This window comes from Streptomyces sp. NPDC015346, assembly GCF_043078785.1.
Classification (GTDB): domain Bacteria; phylum Actinomycetota; class Actinomycetes; order Streptomycetales; family Streptomycetaceae; genus Streptomyces.
Window position 1 is genome coordinate 186,352 of record NZ_JBIBTW010000006.1, and the last position, 19,013, is coordinate 205,364.

At 73.1% G+C, this 19,013-nt stretch carries 18 protein-coding genes and 1 pseudogene; 6 read left to right on the plus strand and 13 right to left on the minus strand.

Annotated features, from left to right (window positions below):
* Window positions 1–112: 112 nt before the first annotated feature.
* A complete protein-coding gene (locus ACF06X_RS23120) occupies window positions 113–1,924 on the minus strand; it encodes an ABC-F family ATP-binding cassette domain-containing protein (RefSeq protein ID WP_392289174.1) in 1,812 nt (603 codons plus the stop codon).
* A gap of 292 nt (window positions 1,925–2,216) precedes the next feature.
* On the opposite strand from ACF06X_RS23120, the gene ACF06X_RS23125 reads away from it, so the two are divergent.
* Entirely contained in the window at window positions 2,217–3,305 is a 1,089-nt protein-coding gene (locus ACF06X_RS23125) for a hypothetical protein (protein ID WP_392289175.1), read from the plus strand.
* Here the strand turns inward: ACF06X_RS23125 and ACF06X_RS23130 are convergent.
* The 6 genes from ACF06X_RS23130 to rsmI form a co-directional block, all read right to left on the minus strand.
* Entirely contained in the window at window positions 3,302–4,264 is a 963-nt protein-coding gene (locus tag ACF06X_RS23130) for a 4-(cytidine 5'-diphospho)-2-C-methyl-D-erythritol kinase (protein ID WP_392289176.1), read from the minus strand. The two genes, ACF06X_RS23125 and ACF06X_RS23130, sit on opposite strands and share 4 nt — an antisense overlap.
* Window positions 4,261–5,133 (minus strand): 16S rRNA (adenine(1518)-N(6)/adenine(1519)-N(6))-dimethyltransferase RsmA, encoded by an 873-nt coding sequence (gene rsmA / locus ACF06X_RS23135; protein ID WP_392289177.1) that lies wholly within the window; start codon window positions 5,131–5,133, stop codon window positions 4,261–4,263. The genes ACF06X_RS23130 and rsmA overlap by 4 nt, the downstream gene beginning before the upstream one ends.
* A complete protein-coding gene (locus ACF06X_RS23140; protein ID WP_392289178.1) occupies window positions 5,130–6,452 on the minus strand; it encodes a ubiquitin-like domain-containing protein in 1,323 nt (440 codons plus the stop codon). Before ACF06X_RS23140 ends, rsmA begins: the two co-directional genes overlap by 4 nt.
* 72 nt (window positions 6,453–6,524) lie before the next feature.
* Window positions 6,525–7,394 carry a TatD family hydrolase gene (locus ACF06X_RS23145; protein WP_392289179.1) on the minus strand — a complete coding sequence of 290 codons (870 nt, stop codon included), beginning with the start codon at window positions 7,392–7,394 and terminating at the stop codon, window positions 6,525–6,527.
* Window positions 7,395–7,492: 98 nt separating this feature from the next.
* Window positions 7,493–8,005, minus strand: a complete 513-nt coding sequence (locus tag ACF06X_RS23150; protein ID WP_392289180.1) for a hypothetical protein — start codon at window positions 8,003–8,005, stop codon at window positions 7,493–7,495.
* Window positions 8,006–8,157: 152 nt separating this feature from the next.
* Window positions 8,158–9,057: a 16S rRNA (cytidine(1402)-2'-O)-methyltransferase gene (gene rsmI, locus ACF06X_RS23155; protein WP_392289181.1), complete on the minus strand. Its 900-nt coding sequence runs from the start codon at window positions 9,055–9,057 to the stop codon at window positions 8,158–8,160.
* A gap of 52 nt (window positions 9,058–9,109) precedes the next feature.
* Between rsmI and ACF06X_RS23160 the strand changes: the two genes are divergently transcribed.
* Window positions 9,110–10,852, plus strand: coding sequence for a dolichyl-phosphate-mannose--protein mannosyltransferase (locus ACF06X_RS23160; protein ID WP_392289182.1), 1,743 nt, complete (start codon window positions 9,110–9,112; stop codon window positions 10,850–10,852).
* Here ACF06X_RS23160 and ACF06X_RS23165 read toward each other — a convergent pair.
* A complete protein-coding gene (locus ACF06X_RS23165; RefSeq protein ID WP_392289183.1) occupies window positions 10,767–11,561 on the minus strand; it encodes a cation transporter in 795 nt (264 codons plus the stop codon). The genes ACF06X_RS23160 and ACF06X_RS23165 overlap by 86 nt on opposite strands.
* Window position 11,562: 1 nt before the next feature.
* Window positions 11,563–11,898, minus strand: a complete 336-nt coding sequence (locus ACF06X_RS23170; RefSeq protein WP_392289184.1) for an ArsR/SmtB family transcription factor — start codon at window positions 11,896–11,898, stop codon at window positions 11,563–11,565.
* Window positions 11,899–12,043: 145 nt separating this feature from the next.
* Between ACF06X_RS23170 and ACF06X_RS23175 the strand changes: the two genes are divergently transcribed.
* From ACF06X_RS23175 to ACF06X_RS23185, 3 genes are all read left to right on the plus strand, one after another.
* Window positions 12,044–13,687 carry a penicillin-binding transpeptidase domain-containing protein gene (locus tag ACF06X_RS23175; RefSeq protein ID WP_392289185.1) on the plus strand — a complete coding sequence of 548 codons (1,644 nt, stop codon included), beginning with the start codon at window positions 12,044–12,046 and terminating at the stop codon, window positions 13,685–13,687.
* Between the two features lie 238 nt (window positions 13,688–13,925).
* Window positions 13,926–14,408 (plus strand): YbaK/EbsC family protein, encoded by a 483-nt coding sequence (locus ACF06X_RS23180; RefSeq protein WP_392289186.1) that lies wholly within the window; start codon window positions 13,926–13,928, stop codon window positions 14,406–14,408.
* Window positions 14,405–15,259, plus strand: a complete 855-nt coding sequence (locus ACF06X_RS23185) for an EamA family transporter (RefSeq protein ID WP_392289187.1) — start codon at window positions 14,405–14,407, stop codon at window positions 15,257–15,259. Before ACF06X_RS23180 ends, ACF06X_RS23185 begins: the two co-directional genes overlap by 4 nt.
* Window positions 15,260–15,266: 7 nt before the next feature.
* Here ACF06X_RS23185 and ACF06X_RS23190 read toward each other — a convergent pair whose 3' ends face one another.
* Entirely contained in the window at window positions 15,267–16,046 is a 780-nt protein-coding gene (locus ACF06X_RS23190) for an SDR family NAD(P)-dependent oxidoreductase (RefSeq protein WP_392289188.1), read from the minus strand.
* Between the two features lie 89 nt (window positions 16,047–16,135).
* On the opposite strand from ACF06X_RS23190, the pseudogene ACF06X_RS23195 reads away from it, so the two are divergent.
* Window positions 16,136–16,231: pseudogene (locus ACF06X_RS23195) on the plus strand (YdcF family protein); the annotation flags it as partial.
* A 16-nt stretch (window positions 16,232–16,247) separates the two neighbouring features.
* Here the strand turns inward: ACF06X_RS23195 and ACF06X_RS23200 are convergent.
* From ACF06X_RS23200 to cbiQ, 3 genes are all read right to left on the minus strand, one after another.
* Window positions 16,248–17,423, minus strand: coding sequence for a serine hydrolase domain-containing protein (locus ACF06X_RS23200; protein ID WP_392289189.1), 1,176 nt, complete (start codon window positions 17,421–17,423; stop codon window positions 16,248–16,250).
* Window positions 17,424–17,504: 81 nt separating this feature from the next.
* A complete protein-coding gene (locus ACF06X_RS23205) occupies window positions 17,505–18,245 on the minus strand; it encodes an energy-coupling factor ABC transporter ATP-binding protein (protein WP_392289190.1) in 741 nt (246 codons plus the stop codon).
* On the minus strand, window positions 18,242–19,012 hold the full coding sequence (gene cbiQ / locus ACF06X_RS23210; RefSeq protein ID WP_392289191.1) for a cobalt ECF transporter T component CbiQ: 771 nt from the start codon (window positions 19,010–19,012) through the stop codon (window positions 18,242–18,244). The genes ACF06X_RS23205 and cbiQ overlap by 4 nt, the downstream gene beginning before the upstream one ends.
* Window position 19,013 lies beyond the last annotated feature (1 nt).

The window sequence follows — 19,013 nt, forward strand, 5'->3', positions numbered from 1 at the left end:
GCGGGTTTTCTTTCTACCACTCGGGGCATGGCGCAAAAGTGACCGGTCCACCCCTTGTTCCCAAGGGAGGACCGGCCCGTGATGCCGTCGTTACGCGTTCCGCACGGGTTCTCTACGCGTCTTCCGCGAGTTCGAGCCAGCGCATCTCCAACTCCTCGCGCTCGCCCGCCAGTTCCCGCAGCTCGGCGTCCAGCTTCGCCACCTTCTCGAAGTCTGTGGCACTTTCGGCGATTTGGGCGTGCAGCCTGCTCTCCTTGTCGGAGAGCTTGTCGAGCTGACGCTCGACCTTCTGCAGTTCCTTCTTCGCGGCGCGGGAGTCGGCGGCGGAGACACCGGCCTTCTGCTGGGCGGAGGCGGCGGCCGGTGCGGGCGTCGGGACCGACGCCTCGATCATCCGCCGGCGCCGCTCCAGGTACTCGTCGATGCCACGGGGCAGCATCCGCAGCGTCTGGTCCCCGAGCAGCGCGAAGGTGCGGTCCGTGGTGCGCTCGATGAAGAACCGGTCGTGGGAGATGACGATCATGGAGCCGGGCCAGCCGTCGAGGAGGTCCTCCAGCTGGGTCAGGGTCTCGATGTCGAGGTCGTTGGTGGGCTCGTCGAGGAAGAGGACGTTCGGCTCGTCCATCAGCAGCCGCAGCAGCTGGAGCCGGCGCCGCTCGCCGCCGGAGAGGTCGCCGACCGGCGTCCACTGCTTCTCCTTGGAGAAGCCGAACTGCTCGCACAGCTGACCGGCGGTCATCTCCCGGCCCTTGCCGAGGTCGACGCGGCCACGGATCTGCTGCACCGCCTCGAGGACGCGGAGCGTCGGGGGCAGCTCGGTGACGTCCTGCGAGAGGTAGGCGAGCCGCACGGTCTTGCCGACGACGACCTTCCCCTCGGCGGGCTGCGCCTCGCCCTGGGTGCGGGCGGCCTCGGCGAGCACGCGCAGCAGCGAGGTCTTGCCGGCGCCGTTGACCCCGACCAGGCCGACCCGGTCGCCCGGGCCGAGCTGCCAGGTGAGGTGGCGCAGCAGCACCTTGGGCCCCGCGGTGACGGTCACGTCCTCCAGGTCGAAGACCGTCTTGCCGAGGCGGGCGTTGGCGAACTTCATCAGTTCGGAGGTGTCGCGCGGCGGCGGCACGTCGGCGATGAGCTCGTTGGCGGCCTCGATGCGGTAGCGGGGCTTGGAGGTACGGGCGGGGGCGCCGCGCCGCAGCCAGGCGAGCTCCTTGCGCATCAGGTTCTGGCGCTTGGTCTCCTCGGTGGCGGCGATGCGCTCGCGCTCGGCCCGGGCGAAGACGTAGTCGGAGTAGCCGCCCTCGTACTCGTGCACGTCGCCGCGCTGCACGTCCCACATGCGGGTGCAGACCTGGTCGAGGAACCACCGGTCGTGGGTGACGCAGACGAGGGCCGAGCGGCGCGTCTGGAGGTGCTGGGCGAGCCAGGCGATGCCCTCGACGTCGAGGTGGTTGGTGGGCTCGTCGAGGACGATCAGGTCCTGGTCGTCGATGAGGAGCTTGGCGAGCGCGATCCGGCGCCGCTCGCCACCGGAGAGCGGACCGATGACGGTGTCGAGGCCGTGCTCGAAGCCGGGCAGGTCGAGCCCGCCGAAGAGCCCCGTGAGCACGTCGCGGATCTTGGCGCTGCCGGCCCACTCGTGGTCGGCCATGACGCCGATGACCTCGTGCCGGATGGTGGCCTTCGGATCGAGCGAGTCGTGCTGGGTGAGGACGCCGAGGCGCAGGCCGCCACTGTGGGTGACCCGTCCTGTGTCGGCCTCCTCCAGCTTGGCGAGCATCCGGATCAGGGTGGTCTTGCCGTCGCCGTTGCGGCCCACGACTCCGATCCGGTCCCCCTCGGAGACGCCGAGGGAGACACCGTCGAGCAGGGCACGTGTGCCGTACACCTTGCTGACGGCCTCGACATTGACCAGATTGACGGCCACTTTGACTCCTGTACGGGGGGACGATCGACGTCCAAGGGTAGACGGCGGGGCCGGTGCCCGGACGCGGCGATCGCTCGACGGAACGTTCGAGCGCCGCACAGAGGGACGCGGTCACTCTTTGTGACGAGCGCGACCCGGTCACCGAGGTGGCCGTGCCAACTGGCCGCATGACCTCGGCCACGCGGGCGATCTCCCGGCCCTGGCTGCCGCCGCCCGGGGCCGGCACGTCGTCAAGTTCGTCACGTGCCGCGTACCTCGGCGCAACCCCCCGCGCCCGCCCAAGGAGAGGCCCATGTCCCGACTCCCCCGCCTGGTCGCCGCCGCCACGGCCACCGTCGCCCTCACCCTGCTCGTGTCAGGCCCCACCTCGGCGAACGAAGCGAGAGCGGGGTCCGCCCGGCCGAAGGCCGGGGGAGAACCGACCGTCTCCGACCCCCGCGTCGTCGCCCGCTTCGACTTCGCCGCCGGACAGACGCCGGAGAGCATCGCCCTCGAACCGGACGGCTCCGCAGACCTGTCCTTCTCCTTCACCCGGCAGGTCGTCAACGTCGACAAGCAGGGCAACCGGCGGGTGCTCGCCACCCTGCCCGCCGTGGCGAATCCGAACACCCCCATCGTGGGCGCGGCCGTCGCCATGGGCCTCGCCCGCGCCGACGACGGCACGCTGTACGTCAACTACGCCACCGGCACCGACGCGACCGGCATCTACCGGATCGACCCCGAGGGCGGCGCGCCAGAGCTGATCGCGCCACTGCCGGCCGACGGGTTCCCCAACGGCCTCGCCCTCGACGAGGAGTGCGACGCGCTCTACGTCGCCGACTCGGTGCGCGGTACCGTCTGGCGCGTTCCCCGGGACGGGGGCACGCCCACGGCCTGGGCCACCGGAGCGGCGCTCCAGCCGCTCGCCGCCCCCGCCGGGTTCGGCGTCGGCGCCAACGGCGTCCAGGTCCACGACGGCGCCGTGTGGGTGTCCAACACCGACCGGAAGACGCTGCTGCGCATCCCGGTACGGCCCGACCAGAGCGCCGGCCCGATCGAGACCCGGGCGACCGGGCTCGACTGGATCGACGACTTCACCTTCACGGGCCCCGACGGCGGGCACCACCACGACGGGCGCCTCGACGACGGGCGCCACGACGACAGGCGCCACGGCGACGGGCGCCACGGCGACATGGTCCTCGCCGCCCTGATCGCGGACCACGAAGTCGCCCTCGTCCGCCCCGACGGCACACACAAGATCGTCCTGACCGCGCGGGACGGGCTGTCCAACCCGACCTCCGTGGCGGTACGCGACCGGAAGGTGTACGTCCCGAGCGCGTCCTACTTCGCCCCCGTGAAGGACCCGAACCTGCTCCTGGCCCGGCTGGGCCGGCAGGGCTAGTCGGAGAAGGGCTGGTCCAGGACCGTCGCGCCGGGGGCCGGGGAGGTGGCCACGTGGGCGGTGCGGCAGGTGCCGGAGGCGATCAGGGCGGCCGCCACCGCCTCGGCCGACTCGGCGTCCTTGGCCAGGAACGCCGTCGTCGGGCCCGAGCCGGAGACCAGGGCGGCCAGCGCGCCGGCCGTCGTGCCCGTCTCCAGGGTGGCGGCGAGGGACGGCCGCAGGGAGACGGCGGCCGGCTGCAGGTCGTTGACCAGCGCGCCGGCCAGAGCGGTGGCGTCCCCTGTGCGCAGGGCGTCGAGCAGCGCCGGGGAGGCGACCGGTTCGGGGACGTCGACGCCCTCGTGGAGACGGTCGAACTCGCCGTACACCGCCGGGGTCGAAAGCCCGCCGTCGGCGACGGCGAAGACCCAGTGGAACGCGCCGCCCACCGGCAGCTCGGTCAGCCGCTCGCCGCGCCCGACGCCGAGGGCGGCGCCGCCGACCAGGCTGAACGGCACATCGCTGCCGAGGACGGCGCAGATGTCGAGGAGTTCGGCGCGCGAGGAGTTCAGGCCCCACAGCGCGTCGCAGGCGAGCAGCGCGCCCGCGCCGTCGGCGCTGCCGCCGGCCATGCCGCCGGCGACCGGGATGTCCTTCCTGATGTGCAGGTGGACGTTCGGGGAGATGCCGTGGCGCGCGGCGAGCAGCTCGGCCGCCCGCGCCGCCAGGTTCGTCCGGTCCAGCGGCACCTTGTCGGCGTCCGGGCCCTCGCAGGTGACGCGCAGCTCGTCGGCCGGGGCCGCCGTCACCTCGTCGTACAGCGACACCGCGAGAAAGACGTTGGCCAGGTCGTGGAACCCGTCGGCCCGCGCCCCGCCCACCGCCAGCTGCACGTTCACCTTGGCGGGCACCCGCACGGTGACGGCCGCCAGGTCGGCGGCCGCGTCGCGGGTGGGGCCCGTGTGGTCCGTACTGGTCACTTCTTCTCCTCCGCGATCCGGGCGAATTCCTCCACCGTCAGCGCCTCGCCACGTGCCTGGGGCGAGATGCCCGCCGCGACCAGGGCCTCCTCGGCCGCCGCCGGGGAGCCCGCCCACCCCGCCAGGGCGGCCCGCAGGGTCTTGCGGCGCTGGGCGAAGGCCGCGTCGACGACCGCGAAGACCTCGGTCTTGGAGGCGGTCGTCGCCACCGGCTCCGTGCGTCGCACCAGCGAGACCAGGCCCGAGTCGACGTTCGGCGCGGGCCAGAAGACGTTGCGGCCGATCGAGCCGGCCCGCTTCACCTCGGCGTACCAGTTCGCCTTGACCGACGGCACGCCGTAGACCTTGTTCCCCGGCCGGGCCGCGAGCCGGTCCGCGACCTCCGCCTGGACCATCACCAGCGTCCGCTCGATCGTCGGGAAGCGGTCCAGCATGTGCAGCAGGACGGGCACGGCCACGTTGTACGGAAGGTTCGCGACCAGCGCGGTCGGCGGCGGGCCCGGCAGCTCCTGGACGTGCATGGCGTCGGAGTGGACGAGAGCGAAACGGTCCTTCTTCCCCGGCAGGCGGGCCTCGATCGTCGCCGGCAGGGCGGCGGCCAGGACGTCGTCGATCTCGACGGCCGTCACCCGGTCCGCGGCCTCGAGCAGCGCCAGGGTCAGCGAGCCGAGCCCGGGGCCCACCTCGACGACCACGTCGTCGGGGCGCACCTCCGCCGTGCGGACGATGCGCCGGACGGTGTTGGCGTCGATGACGAAGTTCTGGCCCTTCTGCTTCGTGGGGCGCACGCCGAGGGCGGCGGCCAGCTCACGGATGTCGGCGGGGCCGAGGAGGGCGTCGGGGCTTTCGGGGCCAGTGGCGGTGCTCACCGGTACAGCCTACGGCCGCAGTGCGGCCACGGACTCGCCCCCCGCTGCACGTAGAGCTTCTTGGCCCGATACGTCTGTTCCGAGGCGGGCGCGTTCTGGGCGACGCCCCGGCCGCCGAGCGCGCGCCAGGTGCCGGGGTCGAACTGGTAGAGCCCGCCGTAGGTCCCCGAGGGGTCGACGGCGTTCGGCCGCCCGCCGGACTCGCAGGCCGCCAGCGCGGCCCAGTCGAGCCCGTCCGCGCCCGCCACCGACGAGGGCAGCGGCCGGGTGCCGACCTTCACCTTCCGGGTGACGGGCTCGCGGACGACCTCCTCGCGGATCCTCCTCGGCTTCTGCCGGACCCCGTTGACGGTCCGCAGCGCGTACGTGACCCGGCGCACGCCCTGGACGCCCTGCTCCTCGACGACCTCGGTGCCGGCGAAGAGTCCGGGGTCGCGGGTCCGCTCGACGGCGTACGGGATCGGCTCCTCGCGCACCTCCTTGGTGCCGGTGATCCGCAGGACGGTGATCGTCTGGCCGTCGCGCGGGAAGGAGCCGGGCGGTACGGAGGTGGTGTCCTGCCCGGAGAGGGTGATCCCGGCCTCCTCGACGGCCTCGCGGACGGTCGCGGCGTTGGTGCGCAGGGTCCGTTCGCGGCCGTCGGCGAGGAAGGTGACGGTCCGTTCGGTCCGTACGTCGAGGGTGAGGCCGCTGCGGGAGATGGGGGCGGAGCGGGAGACGGAGAGGTACGCGCCCTCGGCGCGGACGCCGAGCTGGCGCAGGGCGTCGTCGACGGTCCTGGCCGTGGTCCACACCTGGCGGCGCTGCCCGTCGAGGGTGAGGGCGACGGGCCGGCCGTAGCGGACGGCGATCTCGTCGCCGTTGGCCAGTTCGGCGTCGGGGGCCGGCGCGACGATGTCGTGGGCGCCGACGGTCAGGCCTTCGTCGGCGAGGAGTTCGTCGACGTCGTCGGCGAAGGTGTGCAGGGTGCGCGGGACGCCGTCGACGGAGAGCCGGACGGCCTTGTCGTTGGCGACGAAGGCGCTGGTGCCGCCGGCCAGGAAGGCGACGACCAGGGCCTGCGGGAGGAGGCGCCGCAGGCTGTCGGCGGCGGGAGCGGAGGACTTGCGGCGCCGCGCGGCGCGCCGGGCCTCGGCGCGCGTCGCGGGCACGGCCGGCGTGGTGGCGGGCGTGGTGGCGGGCGTGGTGGCGGGCGTGGTGGCGGGCGGCGCGCCCTGGCCCGGCACGAGGGGCGCCGCGAGGGTCGGCTGCTCATGGAGGGAGGGGTCCGGCCGGCGCCCGCCCCGTGCGGCCCGGTGGCTTCCCTGCGAGTTGCTCACGAGGCCGGGACCCTAGCGGGATCGCCGGTCACTCTCCAAAGCGCCTCGACTACATGCCGTAACCGTTATTCATCAGTAATCGAAGGCGGTGGCGGTGTTGGCGGCGATCGCCGCGCACAGGTCGTCCACGCCGATCCCGCGCACCTCGGCCATCGCGCGGACGGTCAACGGGATCAGGTACGGCGCGTTCGGCCGTCCGCGGTACGGCGCCGGGGTGAGGAACGGGGCGTCCGTCTCCACCAGGACGAGCTCCAGCGGGGCGACGGCGAGGGCGTCGCGCAGGGGCTGGGCGTTCTTGAAGGTGACGTTGCCCGCGAAGGACATGTAGTAGCCCTTGTCGGCGCAGATCCGGGCCATGTCGGCGTCGCCGGAGTAGCAGTGGAACACGGTCCGCTCGGGCGCGCCCTCCTCGTCCAGGACGCGCAGTACGTCGGCGTGGGCCTCGCGGTCGTGGATGACGAGCGCCTTGCCGTGCCGCTTGGCGATCTCGATGTGGGCGCGGAAGGAGCGCTCCTGGGCGGCCATCCCCTCGGGACCGGTACGGAAGTAGTCCAGGCCGGTCTCGCCGACGCCGCGGACCTGCGGCAGGGCGGCGAGCCGGTCGATCTCGGCGAGCGCGTCGTCGAGCGCCGCGTCCCCGCCCGCCTCCCGGGCGCCCTGCCGGGACCAGCCGTCGGGGTCGCCGAGGACGATCCGCGGCGCCTCGTTGGGGTGCAGGGCGACGGCCGCGTGCATGTTCTCGTGCGCGGCGGCGGTCTCGGCGGCCCACCGGGAGCCCTTGATGTCGCAGCCGACCTGGACGACGGTGGTGACGCCGACGGCGGCGGCCTTGGTGAGGGCCTCCTCGACGGTGCCGGACTGCATGTCCAGGTGGGTGTGCGAGTCCGCCACCTCCACGAGGAGGGGCTCGGGCAGCGGCGGCGGGGCGTCCTTGGAACTCATGGCCCCGATCGTACGAGGGGCCATGAGTTCACTCGCGACGGCCTACGAGCGCGGCCCGAGCGGGACGCGTACGCGGGACGCCGTGCGGCGGCAGGACGCTATGCGGCGGGGGGCTTGCGGTGGAACAGGTCCGACAGGCGGCGGTGGGGCTTGCGGGGCTCCTCCACATGGACCGGGCCCGGCGCGTCCCCCTGCGGGCCGCCCGTCTTGGGGACGTGCTTCCGCGCGCTCTCGGCCCGCTCGATGCCCTGGTTGCGCTCCAGGTCCTGCCCGATCGGTCCCGCGGGCCCGATCGGCCCGGCCGGGGCGAACGGCCTGCCCTCCCGGGTCTCGCGCGGGTGGTAGACCTCCTCCCAGGAGCTCACCGCCGACGAGACCTGGCCCGCGCGCATGATGCGGACGACATGGCCGCCGCAGTTCAGGCAGGTCGGGCTGGACAGCGGCGAGGGCACCCGCTCGCCACCGGCCCGGTAGATGATGAACTCCTGGCCGGCCGGATCGACGTGATGCTCGATGTCGTACGCCTGCTCCCAGCCGTATCCGCAGCGCATGCAGGCGAAGGCGTACGCCTCATGGGCGACGGGTACTCCGGTGCCGGTGATCTCACTCATGCCAGCTCCTCTCCACCGAACCAGTGGACGCCTTATCCGGCCGGAGCGCATCAGCGCCGGTGAAACAATGGGAAGCCCTTGGGCCTCCCCTTGCTCTGAGGCCCTCAGAAGGCCTGCCACGCGGGTTTCGCTTTGCCTTTCACGATAAACCTTTACCCGTTCGTGGGCCCCTGCGCCGGCGCCGCCACATGCCCCTGCGCCGCCGCGTTCTTCGCCGCGACGACGGCGTCGAACACCTCGCGCTTGGGCAGACCCGCCTCCGCGGCGACCGCCGCGATGGCCTCCTTGCGCCGCTCCCCCGCCTCCTCGCGCACCCGCACCCTGCGGACCAGCTCCTCGGCGTCGAGTTCGGCGGGCCCGGTCTCCGGGGCGCCCTCGACGACGACCGTGATCTCGCCGCGTACACCCTCCGCGGCCCAGGCGGCCAGCTCGCCGAGGCCGCCGCGCTTCACTTCCTCGTACGTCTTGGTCAGCTCGCGGCAGACGGCGGCGCGCCGCTCGGCGCCGAAGACCTCGGCCATCGCGGCGAGGGTGTCGTCGAGCCGGTGCGGGGCCTCGAAGTAGACGAGCGTCCTGCGCTCCTGCGCCACCTCGCGGAGCCGTCCGAGCCGCTCCCCGGCCTTGCGGGGCAGGAAGCCCTCGAAGCAGAAGCGGTCCACGGGCAGCCCGGACAGCGCGAGCGCGGTGAGCACGGCGGAGGGGCCGGGGACGGCGGTGACCTTGATGTCCCGCTCGACGGCGGCGGCGACCAGGCGGTAGCCGGGGTCGGAGACGGACGGCATGCCCGCGTCGGTGACGAGCAGCACGCGCGCGCCGCCCACGAGCGCCTCGACCAGTTCGGGCGTACGGGCGGACTCGTTGCCCTCGAAGTAGGAGACGACCCGGCCCGTGGTGTGCACACCGAGGGCCCTGGTCAGGCCGCGCAGCCGCCGGGTGTCCTCGGCGGCGACGATGTCGGCGCCCTCCAGCTCGGCCACGAGCCGCGGCGGGGCGTCCGCGATGTCCCCGATGGGGGTCCCTGCAAGTACCAGCGTTCCTGTCACATGGGTCATCCTCCCAGCCCGGACAGGCGACTCGCACAGGCGCGTTCCCTACGATGGCGCGGTGACCAGTACCGCACCCGAGGCCCTGCAGGGTCAGCACGCCGTGGAAGAGCCCCCTTCGTGGCAGCAGCGTCTGCGGCGCTTCGGCTACGTACCCCCCGCCAGGAGCGCCGCGGGGCCCGGGCTGCGGGAGCGTCTCGTACCGCCGTACACCCGCCCGTCGGAGCGGATGTGGGCGCTGCTCGGGGTATCCTCCGGCCTCGCGCACCGGATCTGGCGGCTGGCGGCCTGGGGCGGTCCGCTGCTGGTGGCGCTGCTCGCGGGGCTGCTGCGGTTCTGGAGGCTGGACAAGCCGCACGCGGTGATATTCGACGAGACGTATTACGCCAAGGACTCCTGGGCCCTGATCAACCAGGGGTACGAGGGGGCGTGGCCGAAGGACATCGACAAGACGATCCTGACGAATCCGGACTCGGTCATGATCCCGACCGAGCCCGGCTATGTCGTCCATCCGCCGATGGGCAAGTGGGTCATCGGCCTGGGCGAGAAGATGTTCGACTTCACGCCGTTCGGCTGGCGTTTCATGGTGGCGCTGCTCGGCACGCTGTCCGTGCTGATGCTCTGCCGGATCGGGCGGCGGCTGTTCCGCTCGACGTTCCTGGGGTGTCTGGCGGGGCTGCTGCTCGCGGTGGACGGCCTGCACTTCGTGATGAGCCGCACGGCGCTGCTCGACCAGGTGCTGATGTTCTTCGTCCTGGCGTCCTTCGGCTGTCTGCTGGTGGACCGGGACTGGGCGCGGCGGCGGCTGGCGGCGGCGCTGCCCGAGGACGAGGAGGGGGTGCTGCGGCCGGACGCGGGCGTGGCGGAGACCCTGCGGCTCGGCTGGCGGCCGTGGCGGCTCGCGGCCGGGGTGATGCTGGGCCTGGCCTTCGCGACGAAGTGGAACGGCCTCTACATCATGGCCGCGTTCGGTCTGATGGCGGTGCTCTGGGACGCGGGCGGACGGCGCACGGCCGGCGCGGTCCATCCGTATCTGGCGGTCCTCAGGCGGGACCTGGTCCCGGCGTTCGTCTCGGTGGTGCCGGTCGCGGTGGTCACGTACGTGGCCACGTGGTCGGGCTGGATCGCCTCGGACAAGGGGTACTTCCGCAACTGGGCGGCCGAGCAGGACAAGCTGACCGGCGGCGGCTTCTGGGCGTGGCTGCCGGACTGGCTGCGGAGCCTGTGGCACTACGAGACCGAGGTCTACAACTTCCATGTCAATCTGACCTCGCACCACACGTACCAGTCGAACCCGTGGAGCTGGATCGTCCTCGGCCGCCCGGTCTCCTACTTCTACGAGAGCCCGTCCCCGGGCGAGGCGGGCTGCCCCACGACCGCGACGGAGAAGTGCGCCCAGGAGGTCCTCGCGCTCGGCACGCCCCTGCTGTGGTGGGCGGGCTGCGTCGCGATCCTGTACATCCTGTGGCGCTGGTTCTTCCGCCGCGACTGGCGCGCCGGCGCGATCGCGTGCGGCATCGCGGCGGGCTGGGTCCCGTGGTTCCTCTACCAGGAACGCACGATCTTCCTCTTCTACGCGGTGGTGTTCGTGCCGTTCCTCTGTCTCGCGGTGACGATGATGATCGGCGCGATCATCGGCCCACCGGGCTCCTCGGAACGGCGCCGCACGTTCGGCGCGGTGGGCGCCGGGGCGCTGGTGCTGCTGATCGTCTGGAACTTCATCTACTTCTGGCCGATCTACACGGGCACGTCGATCCCGCTGGATCAGTGGCGCAGCAGGATGTGGCTGGATACGTGGGTGTAATGGGGGACTTGGTTGCAGCGGGGGACCCGGTTGCAGCGGGGGACCTGGTTGCAACGGGTGTCCTGGTTGCCGGGGCAGGGGCGCAGCAGCCCTTGCCCTGCCAGGCGTCGCGGCCTTCCTTGACGGCGATGGCGGCGATGGCGAGGGCGGCGATCGGGTCGGCCCAGGTCCAGCCGAGGAGGCTGTGGGCGAGCAGGCCGGCCAGGAGGACGGCCGACAGGTAGGTGCAGAGCAGCGTCTGCCGGGAGTCGGCGACCGCGCTGGCGGAGCCGAGTGCGCGGCCGGCCTTGCGCTGGGCGGCCGACAGGAACGGCATGACCAGCAGGGAGAGGGCGGCGATCACGATGCCCGGGGTGGAGTGTCCGGCCTCGCCGGCCCCGGTCAGGGCGCGGACCGCGTCGAGGGTGACGTAGGCGGCGAGGGCGAAGAAGGAGACCGCGATGATCCGCAGCGTGGTCTTCTCGCGCGCTTGCCGGACCGCGTGGTCGGTCGCGGAGAACTGCCAGGCCACGGCGGCGGCGGAGGACACCTCGATGACCGAGTCGAGGCCGAAGCCGATCAGCGCGGTGGAGGAGGCGAGGGCGCCGGCGGTGAGGGCGACGGCCGCCTCGATCACGTTGTAGACGATCGTCGCCGCGACGAGCAGCCGTATGCGCCTCGCCAGAGCGTCCCGGCGGGCGGGGGACGGTCCCAGGGACATCGCGGTCATCTCAGCAGCAGCCCTCGGTCTCGGCGTCCGCGCACGTACGGTCGCTCTCCACCGCGACGACGGCGGCGCGCAGGTCGTCAAGGGCGTGGCCGAGACGTGCGTCGGCCAGCTCGTAGCGGGTGCGGCGGCCCTCGGGGACGGTGACGACCAGGCCGCAGTCCCGCAGGCAGGCCAGATGGTTCGACAGCCGGGTGCGGGAGATGCCGAGGGCGTCGGCGAGTTCGGAGGGATAGGCCGGGGCCTCCCGCAGCGCCAGCAGGAGGCGGCAGCGGATCGGGTCGGCGAGCGCGCGGCCGAAGCGGGCCAGCACCTCGATGTCGGGGGCGACTGTCAGCATGCCATGAAAGTACACCGGATCCTGAATTCAGAAAACATTGAATAGTCGGGCAGTGAGACGCCGGTCGCTTTCCGGTAACAACCGTCTCGGCTGTCACTCCTGTCACCTAGGTTGGAGGGATCGCCTGGGGAGGGGAGGCGCAGCCATGCGCAGTGGGGTCAAGGTCGCGATCGTCGGGGGCGTCTTCGTCGTCATCGCGAGCGGAGTGGGATACGGGGGCTACAACCTCTGGAACGGGATCAACGGGGGCGTGGACGTGGGCTCCCGTTCGGGGGCCGGTCCGGGGGCCGGGGAGAAACGGTCCGGTCCGGTCACCGAAGACGAGGTGACGGGGACCGCCGAGGAGTTCCTTGCCGCGTGGGCCGCCGGGGAGTCGGACCGGGCCGCCCAGCTGACCAACAACCCGGTCGAGGCCGGGCCCGCCGTGCTCGGCCACCGCGAGGGGGCGAAGGTCTCCAAGGCCGTCATCACCCCCGGGCGGCCGGTCGGCGCGAAGGTGCCGTTCACGGTCAGCGCCACCGTGACGTACGAGGGGACGTCGAAGCCCTGGACGTACACCTCCGAACTGACCGTGGTGCGCGGGCTGACCACCGGCCGGCCGCTGGTCGACTGGGCCCCGGCCGTCATCCACCCGAAGCTCACCAAGGGCGCTTCCCTTCGGACGGGTGCCGCGAAGACCGCCGCCATCAAGGCCGTCGACCACAAGGGCCGGGAGCTGACGAAGGAGAAGTACCCCTCGCTGGGGCCGATCCTGGACCAGCTGCGGGAGAAGTACGGGGCGGGGACCGGCGGGCGGCCCGGCGTCGAGACCTGGGTCGAGAGCGAGACCGAGGGCGTCCCGAACACGACGCTCCTCACCCTCGCCCCGGGCAGGCCGGGCACGCTGAAGACCACCATCGACGCCGGCGCGCAGGCGGCGGCCGAGCAGGCGGTGAAGCGGTTCGGGCAGGCTTCGGTGGTCGCGATCAAGCCGAGCACCGGGGAGATACGCGCGGTCGCCAACGCCCCGGCGCAGGGCTACAACACGGCCTTCCTCGGCAAGCAGGCGCCCGGCTCGACCCTGAAGATCGTCACGGCGGCGCTGCTCCTGGAGAAGGGCCTGGTCGCGGCCGACCGGCCCGCCGAGTGCTCGAAGCACGCCATGTACTACGGGACCACCTTCCGCAACCTGGACTACTTCGAGCTCGGGAACGTGCCCTTCTCCAAGAGCTTCGCCGAGTCCTGCAACACCGCCTTCATCAAGAAGATCGACGAGGTCGGCGACGACGCGGCGCTCGGCAAGGAGGCCCGGGACGTCTTCGGCATCGGCCTGAACAACTGGAAGACGGGCATCGACTCCTTCGACGGCAGCATCCCGGCCGAGACGCGGGGCGAGGCGGCCGCCCAGTACATCGGCCAGGGCACCGTCCAGATGAACGTGCTCAACATCGCCTCGATCACCGCCACCGCGAAGAACGGCACCTTCAAGCAGCCGTTCCTCGTCGCCCAAAGCCTGGACGACCGGCCGTTCGCCACCGCCACCCGCTCGCTGCCGGGGCCGGTCGCCCGCCAGCTGCGCGACATGATGCGGCTCACGGCGACCAGCGGCACGGGCGCGGACGCCATGGCGGGCGTGCGCGGCGACAAGGGCGCGAAGACGGGCTCGGCCGAGGTGGGCGGGCAGGAGACCTCCAACAGCTGGTTCGCCGGCTTCGCCGGGGACCTCGCGGCCGCCGCCGTCGTCCAGTCGGGCGGACACGGCGGGGACGCGGCGGGCCCGGTGGTCGCGAGCGTGCTCAAGGCGGGGTGAGGGGGCGGGGCGCGGCGCGGGCGCGGCGGGCGCGGGCTCGGCGCGCGCGGAAGCGGCGGCGGAGGCGGGGACTCGGCAGCCGACGGGACTCGGCGCGCGGCGGCGCGGCGGGCTCGGCGCGCGGGGGCGCGGCGCGCGGGGGCTCGACGCGGCGCGCACCCGTGAGCCGACGGCGGGCGCACGGGGCGGCGGGAAACGCGCTCGCGTGGCCCGTACACGTACCGCTAGCGTGCGGGCCATGACCGAATCGTTCGCGCATCCGCTCTTCGCCGAGGCCCTGCGGAACCTGGGTCTCGACGTCGAGATCCGCCGCTTCCCCGACGAGACCCGCACCGCCGCCCAGGCCGCCGAGGCCATCGGCTGCGAGGTCTCCGAGATCGTCAAGTCGCTGATCTTCGCGGCGGACGGGGACCCGGTCCTCGTCCTGATGGACGGCTCCTCGCGGGTCGACGTGGAGCGGGTGCGGCAGGAGCTCGGCGCCGAGGCCGTGACGCGGGCCGACGCCCGGGTCGTACGGGAGACCACGGGGTACGCGATCGGCGGCGTCCCGCCCTTTGGACACCGCACCCCGACCCGGGTCCTGGCCGACCGGGGGCTGCTCGACCACGACGTGGTGTGGGCGGCGGCCGGTGACCCGCACACGGTGTTCGCCCTCGAACCGAAGCAGCTGATCGCCCACGCGGGCGGCGCCCTGGTGGACGTGCGCGAGCGGACGACGTGACACCGCTGGTCGCGGCGGCCGTCCTGATCGCCGCCGTCACGCACGCGAGTTGGAACGCGATCGCCCACACCATCCGCGACCAGCTGCTCTCCTTCACGCTCATATCCGGCGGCGGGGCGTTGATCGGCGGGGCCCTCGCCCTCTTCGTACCGCTGCCGGCGGCCGGGGCGTGGCCGTACCTCATCGCCTCCGCCCTGCTCCACATCGGCTACTACGCCCTGCTCATGCGGTCGTTCACGCTGGGCGACTTCGGCCAGATGTATCCGATCGCGCGCGGTACGGCTCCGCTGGCGGTGACCGTCCTCGCCGCCGTCTTCGTCGACGAGATCCCGGACGGCTGGCAGCTCACCGGCGTCGCGTTCGCCTGCGCGGGCCTGACGGGGCTGGCTCTGTGGGGGATCCGGGGTTCCGGCCGGCGCCCCGACTGGCCGGCCCTGCTGGCGGCCGGCGCGACGGGCCTGGCGATCGCGGGCTACACGGTCGTCGACGGCGTCGGGGTGCGCGCCTCGGGGACCCCGCTCGGCTACATCGCCTGGCTGATGGTCCTGGAGGGCCTGGCGATCCCGGCGTACGCCCTCGTCCGCCGTCGATCCGCCCTCCTTGCCCAACTCCGCCCCCACGCCGTCCGGGGCCTGCTCGGGGCGGCTCTTTCGGTCGCCGCCTACGCCCTGGTCCTGTGGGCGCAGACGAGGGCGGCCCTGGCTCCCATCGCGGCGCTGCGCGAGTCCTCGATCATCGTGGGGGCGGCGATCGGTGCCCTCTTCTTCAAGGAGCGGTTCGGGGGTGCGCGGGTGGCGGCGGCCGGACTGATGGTGGTGGGCATTGGCCTGATGCTGCACACCACCTCCTGACACCGGGCTACTCTCCGAACTCCCCGAGCACCTCGGCGAAGTGGGTGTTGACCGCGAGCAGCCCGCCGTCGACCCGAAGGGCCGTGCCGGTGATCCAGGCCGCGTCCCGGGAGGCGAGGAAGGCGACGGCGGCCGCGATGTCCTCGGGGGTGCCGACCCGGCCCAGCGGGTAGACGCGGTCGGCGAGCGCGGCCAGCTGGGCCTGCCGGGTCTCCCAGGCGCGGGTGGCGATCGTGCCCGGGGTGACCAGGTTGACCCGGACCCCGCGCGGGGCCGCGTCCCCCGCCAGGGTCCGCGTGAAGGAGGCGAGGCCCGCCTTGGCGGCGCTGTAGGCGTGGCCGCCGAAGTCCGCCTCGGCGTTGACCGAGCCGATGTTGACGATCGCGCCGCGCCCGCCCGCCGCGAGCAACGGCAGCGCGGCGCGGGCGCAGCGGACCGCGCCCATCAGCGTGACGCCGAACTGATCCCGCCAGCCGTCCTCGGGTTCGTCCTCGAATCGAGCCGTGTCCGGCAGGTCCCGGGCGAAGGCGTTGTTGACCAGCACGTCGAGCCGCCCGAACGCCTCGGCGGCGTACGCGACCGCCGCCGCCACCGACTCCGGATCCCCCACATCGCACCGCACGGCACACGCCCCCGGCAGCCCTTCGGCCACCTCCCGCGCCGCCTCCTCATCCACATCGACGACCATCACCCGCGCCCCCTCGCCGGCCAGCCTGCGAGCCGTGGCGGCCCCGATCCCGCGCGCCCCACCCGTGATCAGCGCCGCGTACCCCTCGAATCTGTCCATGCCCTGATCACAACACCGCCCGGCCGGAACGCACCAGCGTTCAGCGAGCGGCACGCCGAAACCCGGCGCGGCGGGCAGGCTCGCACCAGGGACTGGGCAGCCACGACCTGGGGGTGCCCGATGTGACCGTCGGCCTGTACCGGCGCGGCATGTTCCCGCTGATCGTCTTCAGTCTGGCCCCGAGCGTGTGAGGGCGGCGGCTCAGGACTCCCGTTCCAGGGCCGTGCGCAGCGAGCGGACCAAGGACTGGGCGCGGGGGTCTGCCGTGACCGTTTTGCGCATGCCGTTCGTGACGTAGCCGAAGGCGATGCCCGACTCCGGGTCCGCGAAGGCCAGGGAGCCGCCGCGGCCCGGGTGGCCGAAGGAGGTGGGGCCCAGGAGGGGGGAGGCGGGGCCGTGGAGCATGTGGCCGAGGGCGAAGCGGGTGCCGACCATCAGGACGCGGTCCGGGCCCGCCGACTCCTCCGTGCGGGCGAGGGTCAGGGTCGCCGGGGCGAAGAGGCGGACGCCGCCGTCGACGGGGCCGAGGGTCGAGGCGTAGAAGCGGGCCAGCGCCCGGGCGGTCGAGACGCCGGCGGAGCCGGGCAGTTCGGCGGCCCGGTAGACGGGGTCGTTCTCGTCCGGCTTGGGGTCGATCGCCCCGAACGCGCGCCGGGTCAGCGACTCGGGGTCGCTGTACGCCTCGGTCACCGAGCGCTTCGGGCGCAGCTTCAGGGCGCCGCTTCCGGGCGGCTCGATCTCGTCGACGGGGCCCAGGCGGCCGACCCTGTGGGCCTCCTCGGACGGCAGCCCGATCCACAGGTCGAGGCCGAGGGGGCGGGCGATCTCCTCGGCGACCCAGCGGCCGATGGTGCGGCCGGTGACCCGGTGGACCAGGCCGCTGAGGAGCCAGCTGAAGGTGTGGGCGTGGTAGCCGTGCGCCGTGCCGGGCTCCCAGACGGGCGCCTGCGCGGCGATCGCGTCCGTCGCGGTCTCCAGGTCGACGGCCTCGGCGAGGGTCAGCGGCCGGTCGAGGACCGGCACCCCGGCCCGGTGCGCGAGGAGCTGCCGTACGCTCACCCGGTCCTTGCCCGCCGCCTTGAACTCCGGCCAGTACGTGCCGACCGGGGCGTCCAGGTCGAGCTGTCCGCGCTGGTGGAGCAGGAGCGGTACGGCGGCGGCGACGCCCTTGGTCGCCGAGCGGACCACCTGGGCGGTGTCCACGGCCCACGGGGTCTCCCCGTCGACGTCCCGGGTGCCCGCCCACAGGTCGACGACCTTGACGCCGTCGCGGTACACGGCGACGGCGGCGCCCCGCTCGCCCCGCTGCTCGAAGTTGCGCAGGAACGCGTCCCTGACCGGCTCGAATCCCGCCGCCACCGTGCCCCGGACGTCCACGCGCTCCACACTCCTTCTCGATCCACTGATGCCGACCCCATGGTGCAACGTGGGGGGTGCCGCGACCGATTCCGGGTGCGGTCAGACGGACTGGGGGACGAAGCCGAAGGGGAGTTCCAGGCGGTGGCGGGCCATGAGGTCGGCGTCCGCCAGGACGTCCCCGGTACGCCCGTCCCCCGCGATCACCCCGTCGCTGAGGATCACCGAGCGCGGGCACAGTTCCAGGGCGTACGGAAGGTCGTGGGTGACCATGAGGACCGTGACGTCCAAGGAGCGCAGGACGTCGGCGAGTTCGCGGCGCGAGGCGGGGTCGAGGTTGGAGGAGGGCTCGTCCAGGACGAGGATCTCCGGCTCCATCGCGAGCACGGTCGCCACCGCCACCCGGCGCCGCTGGCCGAAGGAGAGGTGGTGCGGCGGCCGGTCCGCGTACTCCGCCATGCCGACCCGCTCCAGGGCCCGGAGCACCACCGCCTCCAGCTCCGGCCCACGCAGCCCGGCCGCCGCCGGGCCGAACGCCACGTCCTCGCGCACCGTCGGCATGAACAGCTGGTCGTCCGGGTCCTGGAAGACGATCCCGACCCGGCGCCGGATCTCGGCCAGGTTCCGCTTCTCGACGGGGAGCCCCGCGACGGCGACCGTTCCCGCGCCGGCGGTGAGGATGCCGTTGAGGTGGAGGACGAGGGTGGTCTTGCCGGCGCCGTTGGGGCCGAGCAGCGCGACCCGCTCGCCGCGCTCGACGGTCAGGTCGACGCCGAAGAGCGCCTGGTGGCCATCGGGGTACGCGTACGCGAGGCCGCGCACGTCCAGCGAAGGAGGAGTCATGGCATCCGTCCGATGAGGCAGGCGAGGCAGATGAGGAGGGCGGTGAACGGAAGCGCGGCGGCGTAGGTCCACTGGGCCCGGGTCGCGGTCACCTCGTCGATGACCGGCATGGACCCCTCGTACCCCCGGCTGACCATCGCCAGATGGACGCGTTCACCGCGTTCGTACGAGCGGATGAAGAGCGCGCCGGCCGACTTGGCGAGGACGCCCCAGTGGCGGACGCCCCTCGCCTCGAAGCCGCGTGAGCGACGGGCGATGGACATGCGGCGCATCTCGTCGGTGATCACATCGCCGTACCGGATCATGAAGGAGGCGATCTGGACGAGGAGCGGGGGCAGCCGGAGCCGCTGGAGGCCGAGGAGAAGCGCCCGCAGCTCGGTGGTCGAGGCCAGGATCACGGAGGCGGCGACGCCGAGGGTGCCCTTGGCGAGGACGTTCCAGGCGCCCCAGAGGCCGGGGACGGAGAGCGACACGCCGGCGACGGTCGTCTGCTCGCCGGGGACGACGAACGGCATGAGGAACGCGAAGGCCACGAACGGGACCTCGATCACGAGGCGCCGCAGCACGAAACCGGCCGGGAGGCGGGCCGCCGCCGCCACGGCGCCGAGCAGGACGGCGTAGAGCGCGAAGGCCCAGACCGCCTCGCGGGGTGTGGAGACCACGACCACGACGAAGCCGAGGACGGCCACGAGCTTGGTGTGCGGGGGCAGCGCGTGGACCGGCGAGTCTTCCCGCCGGTACAGCTTGTGGGCGTGCCCCGCCCCCATG